General features: G+C 64.8%; 6 protein-coding genes. 4 read left to right on the top strand and 2 right to left on the bottom strand.

Annotation, left to right across the window (positions count from 1 at the left end):
* The first annotated feature begins 2 nt into the window (after nt 1-2).
* The 4 genes from bcsC to gshA all read left to right on the top strand — a co-directional run bounded on the left by bcsC (nt 3) and on the right by gshA (nt 7,966).
* Entirely contained in the window at nt 3-3,461 is a 3,459-nt protein-coding gene (gene bcsC, locus ACL0K2_RS14490) for a cellulose synthase complex outer membrane protein BcsC (RefSeq protein ID WP_413042905.1), read from the top strand.
* 92 nt (nt 3,462-3,553) lie between these two features.
* On the top strand, nt 3,554-5,866 hold the full coding sequence (locus ACL0K2_RS14485; RefSeq protein ID WP_413042904.1) for a Tex family protein: 2,313 nt from the start codon (nt 3,554-3,556) through the stop codon (nt 5,864-5,866).
* Nucleotides 5,867-5,869: 3 nt separating this feature from the next.
* Nucleotides 5,870-6,259 carry a PaaI family thioesterase gene (locus tag ACL0K2_RS14480; protein ID WP_045164185.1) on the top strand — a complete coding sequence of 130 codons (390 nt, stop codon included), beginning with the start codon at nt 5,870-5,872 and terminating at the stop codon, nt 6,257-6,259.
* Between the two features lie 117 nt (nt 6,260-6,376).
* Entirely contained in the window at nt 6,377-7,966 is a 1,590-nt protein-coding gene (gene gshA, locus ACL0K2_RS14475) for a glutamate--cysteine ligase (RefSeq protein WP_413042903.1), read from the top strand.
* Nucleotides 7,967-8,068: 102 nt separating this feature from the next.
* Here the strand turns inward: gshA and argA are convergent, their stop codons facing one another.
* The gene (argA, locus tag ACL0K2_RS14470) at nt 8,069-9,370 is read right to left on the bottom strand and encodes an amino-acid N-acetyltransferase (protein ID WP_045164188.1); all 1,302 of its coding nucleotides are present in this window, start codon (nt 9,368-9,370) and stop codon (nt 8,069-8,071) included.
* Nucleotides 9,371-9,475: 105 nt separating this feature from the next.
* Nucleotides 9,476-10,633 (bottom strand): acetylornithine deacetylase, encoded by a 1,158-nt coding sequence (gene argE, locus ACL0K2_RS14465; RefSeq protein ID WP_239611322.1) that lies wholly within the window; start codon nt 10,631-10,633, stop codon nt 9,476-9,478.
* Between the last annotated feature and the right edge of the window lie 79 nt (nt 10,634-10,712).

Here is a 10,712-nt window from a genome sequence, read left to right as displayed (position 1 = left end):
CGATGCGCAGCTATCGATTGTTGCTGCTCGCGGCACTGCTCCCGGTGTGGTGCCACGCACAGGTACCGGCGGACCGGGCAGAGCAGGCCGAATGGCTGCTGGCCCAGATCCGCGCCGCCGAGGCGGTGAGCCGCGACGAACTGGTTCATGACGCCTTGACGCGTCTACAGCGCGTTGCCCCTGGCGATGCGCGTGCGCTGCTGGCCGAAATGCGACTCGCCCTGCGTCAGAGGAACCCGCAACAGGTGGAAGCGCTGCAACAGCGCTTGCAGCGGTCGGCGGCCGGCACCGAGGCCGAGCGAGCTGGACGCGTTCTCTACTCATTGAGCCGTGAGGCCGGGCAGCAGCAACTGCAGCAGGCCCGGCTGGCAGCCATGGCGGGCAGGCCAGAAGACGCACTGCAAGGATTTAGAGCGCTCTATGGTGACAAACCGCCGACGCTGGAACTAGCAGTCGAGTACTGGCGTGTGCGCAGCGCTCAGCCGGGTCAGCGTTCGCTGGCGATCGACGCGCTACGCCGCCTTGACGAGCAATACCCGGGCAATCCACCCGCTCGTCAGCTATTGGCCAACCTGCTGTTCGAAGATGGACAGGACACGGCGGCCCTCGCTCTGTTGGCCGAGCTGGGACGCAACCCGGCCGCGACCGATGCGGCAGCCCAACGCGAGTTCGAATACCTCGCGACCCGGCGAATCGACGACACCAGCATAAAAGCCTGGACCGGCTTCCTTCAGCGTTATCCCACCGGCCGTTTTGCCACCGATGCGCGATCGAATCTGGAACGAAGCCAGCGGCTGCTGGCCGATCCATACTGGCGAGCCGGGCAAGAGGGACTGCGCCTGCTCGATCGCTCGCAGGACGCGGCCGCCGAAGCCAAGTTAAGGCAGGCCTTGCGCGGCTATCCGAACGACCCCGAGCTGTTGGGCGGCCTCGGCCTGGCGCTGATGCGGCCGGGCCATCGCCAAGAGGCGCTGGTGTATTTCGGCCGCGCCAAGGAACACGAAGAAGACATCGACAATCTGAGCAAGTGGAACGACCTGATCGTCTCGACCCGCTACTGGCTCACGCTCGAAAAAGCCGACCAGGCGCTCGAGCAAAAGCGGACTGAGGAAGCGGCGTCGCTGTACGCCAGCGCCCTCAAGCAACAACCGAGCAACCCCTTCGCCCAGCTCGGGCTGGCACAAGTCGCCGAAGCGCAAAATCGACTTGCCGACGCTGAAGCCGGCTACCAGCAGCTGCTCAGCCGGGAGCCGGGCAACGCCAGCGCGATCCGCGGACTGCTTCGCCTGTATCAGGCGCAATCGCCAGAACGCGCGCTGGCGTTCATCGAAACGCTCGGAGCCAGCCAACGAAATTCCTTCGCCGAGATGCGCAATGGTTTACTGTTGGCCCGCTATCGCCTGCTCGCCGAACAGGCGCTGGAACGCGGCGACCAGCCTGCGGCGATCACTGCACTGAAGCAGGCCCGCAGCTTGGCGCCAGCCGACCCCTGGCTGACCTATCGACTAGCCAGCTCTTTACGGCAGCAACAAGCCTTTATCGAAGCCGATGGGGTATTCGACGACCTGCTCAAGCGGCAGGCCGACGATCCCAGCGCGCGCTACGCCCACGCGCTCTATCTGTCCGGTGCACAGCGCGATGCCCAGGCGCTCGCCAGCCTGCATCGCATCAAAGAGTCCGACTGGGACGAAGACATGCACGCCCTGGCGACGCGCCTCGAGCGGCGGGAGTTGATGTCCCGCATCGACAAGCTACGCGCCACCGGCCGTGAGGCGGCGGCCGTCGAGCTGATGCAGAAGCGGCTGCGCACGCACGGCGATTCCGTGGACGATCTGTTGGTGCTGGCCGATTGGGCGGTGATACGCGGCGAGTCCGCGGTCGCCTCTCCCTATGTCGAACGCGCACTGCACATCGACCCGACTCACCCGGAAGCGCGCCTGATGCGCATCGAACTTCTGCTCGCCGAGGGCCAAACGGATGCCGCCAGACAGGCGCTACGAACAACCCCGCCCGCATTAACCGAGAATGACTGGAACGCCAATCGACGCCTGGCCAACAGCTGGGCCGAGGTCGGTGAGCTGGACAAGGCGCGGCAGATGCTTCAACAGCTGGAGGCAGGCCTGCAGCGCCCCGATCCGCTGATCCGGCGCGACACCGCGCGGCTTGTTGCCGGGATCGATCCGAGCGCGGCGATGGCTTACTACCGGCAGGCACTGATTGATGCCGACCTGCTGGCAGAATCCGCCAGCACCGCCGAACTGACCCAGGCCACCCGGCAGAACGCCGCAGATGACTGGCTGATCCGCAGCCTTCGCAGTGACACCGCCGCCCTCCACCAGCAGCAAGACACCACCCTAACGCTGCAGCACGACCACGGCTGGCGTAACGATGATGGCACCCCGGGCATTTCCGAGCTGCTCACCGACACCACCCTGTTGCACCTGGAAACCCCAGTAGCCAACGGCCGCAGCTTCCTGCGCGCCGAACGCCTGGCGCTGGATGCCGGCAAGCTGGAAGAAGATGCTTTCTTTGGCGCTTGTAGGGCACGCGACGATTGCGCGGGCCAGAGCCAGCGCGGCACGGCAACGCTGCTGGCCGGGGGCTGGCGCGATGAGCGACTGGAGGCGGATCTGGGCCTGACCGAAGGGTTCGAAATCGACAATTTCTACGGCGGCGTAACCGGTAGAAGAGATATCGGCCCCATCGGCATGTCACTCAGTGCGTCACGGCGGCCAATGAGCAACTCGCTGCTGTCCTACGGCGGCGCTCGCGATCCGGTAATCGGAACCCGCTGGGGCTCGGTCACCGCCAACGGCATGAGCCTGGGCACGAGCTGGGACGAGGGCGGCGCGCATGGTCTGTGGTCGTCGCTGGGTTACCACTGGCTGCTCGGCGACAACGTCGCCAGCAACAACCGTCTCACGGCCATGGCCGGCTACTACTACAAACTGGTCGACCGCCCCGACGAGCGCGTCCGCACGGGCCTGACCTTCATCCACTTCGGCTACGACAAGGACCTGAGCGGCCATACTCTCGGCCAGGGCGGCTACTGGAGTCCGCAGAACTACAATTCCATCAGCGTGCCGATCAGCTACGCCTGGCGCAACCAGGACTGGTCCGTGCTGCTGGAAAGCAGCGTCGGTTGGTCCGTATCGCAATCGAGCGGCAGCCGTGACTATCCGCTGGCGGCGCTGCGGGACAAGGTGGCCGCGATCGATTCAGAGGTGGCCACCCAGACCAGCGAAGGGTCGACCAGCCGTGGACTCAGCTATCGCCTGCAGGGGCTGTTCGAACGGCGGCTCAGCGATCATTTCGTGCTGGGCGGTGGGCTCAGCCTGTTGCAGAGCGACGAATACGCACCCAGCCGCGCCATGCTCTATCTGCGCTACAGCTTCGCGCCATGGCGAGGCGATCTTGCCCTGCCCGTCGAGCCATTGCTGCCCTACGCTGACTTCAGATGACGACGCGGTAACCGACCCAGCCAGAGCGCCGGCAGTTATACTTGCCGGCTTTTCTGGCCGGTCGGCCGTCATTTCCGCCCGCAGGACATTCAATGGACAGCATCAATTCCCGCCTCGCCGCAGAACTGGGCGTGCGCCCGCAACAGGTTGCCGCCACCGTGGCGCTGCTCGACGAAGGTTCCACCGTGCCCTTCATCGCCCGTTACCGCAAGGAAGTCACCGGCAGCCTGGACGACACCCAGCTGCGCCTGCTCGAAGAGCGTCTGCGCTACATGCGCGAGCTGGATGACCGCCGCGCTTCGATCCTCGCCAGCATCGAAGAGCAGGGCAAGCTGACACCCGAACTGAAGCGCGAGATCGACCTCGCCGACACCAAGACCCGCCTCGAAGACCTCTACCTGCCCTACAAGCAGAAGCGCCGCACCAAGGGCCAGATCGCCCTGGAAGCCGGCCTCGGCGAGCTGGCCGATGCGATCTTTGCCGATCCGGAGCTCGACCCGGAAAGCGAGGCCGGCCGTTTCGTCGACGCAGAGAAAGGCTTTGCCGACGTCAAGGCGGTGCTCGAAGGCGCCAAGTACATCCTCATGGAGCGCTTCGCCGAAGACGCCAACCTCCTGGCCAAGCTGCGTGACTTTCTCACCCACAACGCCACGCTCAGCGCGCGCGTGGTGCCGGGAAAAGAGAACGAAGGCGCTAAGTTCAGCGATTACTTCGAACATGACGAACCACTCAAGAGCGCGCCGTCGCATCGTGCGCTGGCGATCTTCCGTGGTCGCAACGAAGGCGTGCTCAGCGTCAGCCTGAAAGTGGGAGACGAGGCGCCGGGCACCATGCACCCGGGCGAAGTGATGATCGGCGAGCGTTTCGGCATCGCCAACCGTGGCCGCGCGGCGGACAAGTGGTTGGCCGAGGTGGTGCGCTGGACCTGGAAGGTCAAGCTCTATACGCATCTGGAGACCGACCTGCTCGGCGAACTGCGCGACAAGGCCGAGGACGACGCCATCGGTGTCTTCGCGCGCAACATGCACGACCTGCTGCTGGCCGCGCCGGCCGGCCCGCGCGCAACCCTGGGCCTCGATCCGGGCCTGCGTACCGGCTGCAAGGTGGCCGTCGTCGATGCCACCGGCAAGCTGCTGGACACCGCCACGGTCTATCCGCACGCCCCGCGCAACGATTGGGACGGCACCCTGGCGGTGCTGGCCAAGCTCTGTGCCAAGCATGCCGTCGACCTGATCGCCATCGGCAACGGCACTGCCAGCCGCGAAACCGACAAGCTTGCCGCCGACCTGATCAAGCAGGTGCCGGGGCTCAAGCTGACCAAGGTAATGGTCTCCGAAGCCGGCGCTTCGGTGTATTCGGCCTCGGAACTGGCCGCCAAGGAATTCCCCGACCTGGACGTCTCGATCCGCGGCGCCGTATCCATCGCGCGCCGCCTGCAAGACCCGCTGGCCGAGCTGGTGAAGATCGAGCCCAAGGCCATCGGTGTCGGTCAGTACCAGCACGACGTGTCCCAGCTCAAGCTGGCGCGCTCGCTGGATGCGGTGGTCGAGGACTGCGTGAACGCTGTCGGCGTCGACGTCAACACCGCCTCGGTGGCGCTGCTGGCGCGGATTTCCGGCCTGAACGCCACCCTGGCGCAGAACATCGTCGCCTACCGCGACGCCAATGGCGCGTTCAGATCCCGCAGCGAGCTGAAGAAAGTCCCGCGCCTGGGCGACAAGACCTTCGAGCAGGCGGCCGGCTTCCTGCGCGTAATGAACGGCGAGAACCCGCTGGACGCCTCGGCTGTGCACCCGGAGACCTATCCGCTGGTCAAGCGCATCGCCCAGGACACCGGTCGCGACATCCGCTCGCTGATCGGCGACTCGGCCTTCCTCAAGCGTCTCGACCCCAAGCAGTTCACCGATGAAAGCTTCGGCCTGGTCACCGTCAGCGACATCCTGCAGGAGCTGGAAAAGCCCGGCCGCGACCCGCGACCCGAGTTCAAGACCGCTGAGTTCCAGGAAGGCGTGGAAAAGCTCAGCGACCTGCAACCGGGCATGATGCTCGAGGGCGTGGTGACCAACGTGACCAACTTCGGTGCCTTCGTCGACATCGGCGTGCATCAGGACGGATTGGTGCACATCTCCGCGCTATCGGAGAAGTTCGTCAAGGATCCCTACGAAGTGGTCAAGGCCGGCGACATCGTCAAGGTGAAGGTCATGGAGGTGGACATCCCGCGCCAGCGCGTCGGCCTGTCCATGCGAATGAGCGACACGCCCGGCGAGAAAGCGAACAGCATGCGCGGCGGTGGCAACAACCGTGGCGGCCACGCACGTGGCGAGCGCAAGCCGGAGACCAAGCCGGCACCGGCCAACAACGCCATGGCCGCGCTGTTCGCCAACGCCAAGAACCTTAGGAAATAAGCGATGACCGCAAAAGCCGAGGCGATCGGCAGCAGCAGCGCCTTCGGGCGCTTGCTAGGCCTGGAGATTCTCAAGGCGGAAGGCGGCGAAGCCCTTCTCAGCCTGAAGATGCATGACGGCCTGCGCAACCTGCACGGCAAGCTGCACGGCGGTGCGCTGTTCTCGCTGATCGACACCGCTATGGGCCAGGCCAGCCACAGCCTGGGCGATGGCTCGCCGAACAGCGTGACCCTGGAATGCAAGGTCAACTACATCCGCCCGGTGACGGACGGCGAGCTGCTTTGTCGCGCCTGGGTGGTGCATGGCGGGCGACGCACCCAGGTGCTGGAAGCCGAAGTACATCAGGGCGAGAAGCTGGTGGCCAAGGCGCAATCAACCTTCGCCTGCCTCTAAAAGCGGCAAGCAACACGCTACGAGCGCCAAGTAAGCACACCGAGCCCTCTCTTGTGGCTTGAAGCTTGTCGCTCACCGCCCCATATTGTGCCGACTGATGCGTGAAGGAATCCAAACTTGAGCGACCTCCTCTCCCACCGCCTGGCATTGTTGGCCGAGCACACTAACCTTCCGCTGCTTTCGCAATGCCTGCATGGGATCGAGCGCGAGTGCCTGCGCGTTGACGCTCATGGCGAGCTGGCGATGACGCCGCATCCCCGCGCGCTGGGCTCGGCGCTGACGCATCCGAAGATCACCACCGATTACTCCGAGGCGCTGCTGGAGTTCATCACGGCCACCGAGACCGATCCGGAGCGGACACTGGCCGAGTTGGACGCGATCCATCGCTACACCTACAGCAAGCTCGATGACGAGTTTCTCTGGAGCCCGTCGATGCCCGGCCGCCTGCCGGAAGAGCCGCTGATTCCCATCGCCGAATACGGCAGCTCCAACATCGGCCGGCTCAAGTATGTCTACCGGCAAGGCCTCGCGCTGCGTTATGGCAAGACCATGCAGTGCATCGCCGGCATTCACTACAACTTCTCGCTGCCCGAGTCGTTGTGGTCGGTACTCCAGGCCGACGAGGGCGACGACCGCCCGCAGCAGGACTATCAATCCTGGCGCTATATCGCGCTGATCCGCAATTTCCGCCGCTACAGCTGGCTGTTGATGTATCTGTTCGGCGCCTCGCCGGCACTGGACGCGAGCTTCATGCGCGGTCGGTCACACCAGCTCGATCAGCTCGACGAAGACACCCTGTACCTGCCTTGGGCAACCAGCCTGCGCATGAGCGACCTGGGCTACCAGAGCAACGCCCAGGCCGGTCTGACGCCCTGCTACGATGACCTGCCCAGCTACACCAGCAGTCTGCACAAGGCGGTTTCCACGCCCTACCCGGCCTATGCGGCACTGGGCACCAAGGACGCCCAGGGCAACTGGCAGCAGCTCAACACCAACGTGCTGCAAATCGAAAACGAGTACTACTCCAACATCCGCCCCAAGCGGGTCACCGCCACCGGCGAACGCCCGCTGCATGCGTTACGAGCACGGGGCATTCAGTACATCGAAGTGCGCTGTCTGGACATCAACCCCTTCCTGCCGCTGGGCATCGACGTCGTTGAAGCGCGCTTCCTCGATGCCTTCCTGCTGTTCTGCGCATTGCAGCAGAGCCCCTGCCTGGTCGACGGCGAGTGCAGTGCCAGCAATGACAATTTCCTGAAGGTGGTCAAGGAAGGCCGCAAGCCCGGGCTGGAACTGCAGCGGCGCGGCGAGAACGTCACCCTGCATAGCTGGGCCAGCGAGCTGATCGCCGAGATCGGTCAAGTCGCCGCGCTATTGGATCGCAGCCATGGAGGCGTCGAGCATGCCCACGCGGTGGCCGAGCAACAGGCGAAGGTCGTCGACAGCAGCCTGACGCCCTCGGCGCGAGTCCTCGAAGCGCTGCAGCGTAATGGAGAAAGCTTCAGCCAGTTCGCCCTGCGCCAGACGCGCCAGCACGCCGATTACTTCCGCAGTAACGCCTTGTCCGAAGCCGACATGACGTGGTTCGACACAACGGCACAGGATTCACTGGCTCAACAGGCCGAGATGGAAGCCAGTGACACCCAGGACTTCGACAGTTTCGTCGAGGACTACCAGTGCAGCCTGACCTGCTTGACGCCGGCATAGCGCAAGTGCGCAGAGCCCCCACGGCCGTTCGCGAGCGGCCGTAGGTCAGAACCAGCGCCAGCCAGAGCGGCACCCATCTGGGTGATGGATGCCACCAAGGGTCTACAGCGTCTTTTCGAAGATTTTCGAGTTGCGCTGGAAGTTGTAGAGCGAAGCCCGCGCCGCTGGCAATCGCTCCACCCCGCTGGGTTCGAAGCCCCGTTCGCGGAACCAATGCGCCGTGCGGGTGGTGAGCACGAACAGAGTCTTCAGCCCCAGCTTGCGCGCCCGCGCCTCGATGCGCTCGAGCAACTCGTCGCCGCGCCCCCCGTGGCGGTACTCGGGGTTCACCGCCAGGCAGGCCAGCTCGCCGGAATCGGAGTCGGCGATCGGATACAGCGCGGCGCAGGCGATGATCAGTCCATCGCGCTCGACAATGGTGAATTGCTCCACCTCGCGTTCCAGTACTTCGCGTGAACGCCGCACCAGAATGCCCTGCTCCTCGAGCGGTGTGATCAGATCGATCAGCCCGCCAACGTCCTCGATGGTCGCCTCACGCAACTGCTCGAACTGCTCCTGCGTCACCAGCGTGCCGTCACCGCCATCGCGGGTGAACAGTTCGTTGAGCAGCGAGCCGTCCTCGGCATAGCTGATCACATGGCTGCGCCGCACGCCGCCCTTGCAGGCTTGCGCCGCCGCGTCGAGCAGCTCGCCCTGGTAGCTGCTGCCTAGCCGCTCCACATAGGCCGGGATCTGCTGCGGGCGCAGCTCGCGCACCAGCTTGCCCAGCTCGTCGCGCAGTCCGCGCTCGGCACCGTAGAGCACCAGCTTGTCGGCCTGCAGGTCAATAGCCGCGCGGGTCGCGATGTCTTCGCAGGCGATGTTGAAGATTTCCCCTGTCGGCGAATAGCCCAGCGGCGAGAGCAGCACGATGGTGCGTTCGTCCAGTAGCCGGCCGATGCCCTTGCGATCGACCCGACGCACCTCGCCGGTGTGGTGGAAATCGACGCCGTCGAGCACGCCTATCGGGCGCGCGGTGACGAAATTGCCGCTGGCGACGCGCAACCGAGCACCCTGCATTGGCGAGGAGGCCATGTCCATCGACAACCGTGCCTCCAGCGCGATGCGCATATGGCCGACCGCGTCGATCACGCATTCCAGCGTCGCCGAGTCGGTGATGCGCAGGTCGCGGTGGAAACGCGGCTCAATGCCCCGCGCGGCCAGTCGCGCCTCGATCTGAGGGCGCGAACCGAACACCAGCACCAGGCGCACGCCGAGACTGTGCAGCAGTACCAGGTCGTGGACGATGTTGGCGAAATTAGGATGTTCCAGGGCATCGCCCGGCAGCATGACCACGAAAGTACGGTCGCGGTGCGCGTTGATATAGGGCGATGAGTCGCGAAGCCAGGTGACGTAATTGTGCATTGCAGAAGCCTTAGGTAACCGCTTGTTCAGTCCGGAATGCCGGGTCGAGTGATGGGAAGAAGGGAGCAGATCCATGCTGCGATTCTAGGATCGCCGAACCTGCTCCTATCCTCGGCTCGCCGGTTGCAGGCAGTAGTGCTCGATCATTGCGCGCAACAACCTCACGGTGGGTTCGACTCTGTCGAGATCCAGGTATTCGTCTGGCTGGTGTGCACAGGCGATATCGCCCGGGCCGAGCACCAGCGTTTCGCAGCCAAGCTGCTGAAGATAAGGCGCTTCGGTGGAGAAGGCCACTGCCTCGGCGGCATGGCCAGTCAGCCGCTCGGCCAGCCTGACCAGCTCCCCCTCGGCGGGCTGGTCGAAGGCCGGCACACTGGGGAACAGCGGCATCAGGTCTATCTTGACCTGGTGTCGTTCGGCCACCGGGCGCAAGCGCTGCGCAATCGCCTCGCGCAGCTGCTCCGGCTGCATGCCCGGCAGCGGGCGCAGGTCATATTCCAGCGAGCATTGGCCACAGATCCGGTTGGGGTTGTCACCGCCGTGGATGCAACCCAGATTGAGCGTCGGCTGCGGCACGTCGAACAACGGGTTGTTGTACTCCCCCTGCCACTCGCGGCGCAGCGTCAGCAGCTCGCCCATGACGTCGTGCATGGCCTCCAGCGCGCTATGGCCGTAGGCCGGGTTGGAGGAGTGCCCGCTCTGCCCGTGAATCTCGATGCCCTCCATCATGATGCCCTTGTGCAGGCGCACCGGGCGCAACCCCGTCGGCTCACCAATCACCGCGGCCCGCCCCAGCGGCCGGCCGGCCGCTACCAGCGCGCGGGCACCAGCCATGGAGCTCTCCTCGTCGCAGGTCGCCAGGATCAGCAATGGTTGCCTGAATGGTTGATCGAGCAATGGCAGCACGGCTTCGATGATCAGCGAGAAGAAACCTTTCATGTCGCAACTGCCGAGGCCGTACCAGCGGTCGTCGGCTTCGCGTAGCCGCAGCGGATCGGTCGTCCACAGTTCATCGTCGAAGGGCACGGTATCGCTGTGCCCGGCCAGCACCAGTCCGCCCGGCCCGGTGCCGTAGCTGGCGAGCAGATTGAATTTTCCGGGCGAGATTTCCTGCGTTTCACAGGTGAAACCGAGGTCGCCCAGCCAACCGGCGAGCAGGTCGATGACCGGACGATTGGTCTGGTCCCAATGCGCCTGGGTGCAGCTCACCGAAGGCGCGGCAATCAGAGCGGCGAACTGGTCTTTGAGCGAGGGGATGGGCACGGGCGACCTCCTGAAAGACAGTTGAGAAGGCACCCAGTGAAACATGAAACGTGCCGCCGCAGCCTTACCTAAGAAGCAA

This window comes from Pseudomonas sp. YJ42, from assembly GCF_047225135.1.
GTDB classification, from domain to species: domain Bacteria; phylum Pseudomonadota; class Gammaproteobacteria; order Pseudomonadales; family Pseudomonadaceae; genus Stutzerimonas; species Stutzerimonas stutzeri_E.
This window is presented reverse-complemented; position numbering and strand designations above follow the sequence as displayed.

Coding starts and splice junctions, on each gene's coding strand:
- bcsC (WP_413042905.1), top strand. CDS start 3: ATGCGCAGCTATCGATTGTTGCTGCTCGCGGCACTGCTCCCGGTGTGG.
- ACL0K2_RS14485 (WP_413042904.1), top strand. CDS start 3,554: ATGGACAGCATCAATTCCCGCCTCGCCGCAGAACTGGGCGTGCGCCCG.
- ACL0K2_RS14480 (WP_045164185.1), top strand. CDS start 5,870: ATGACCGCAAAAGCCGAGGCGATCGGCAGCAGCAGCGCCTTCGGGCGC.
- argA (WP_045164188.1), bottom strand. CDS start 9,370: ATGCACAATTACGTCACCTGGCTTCGCGACTCATCGCCCTATATCAAC.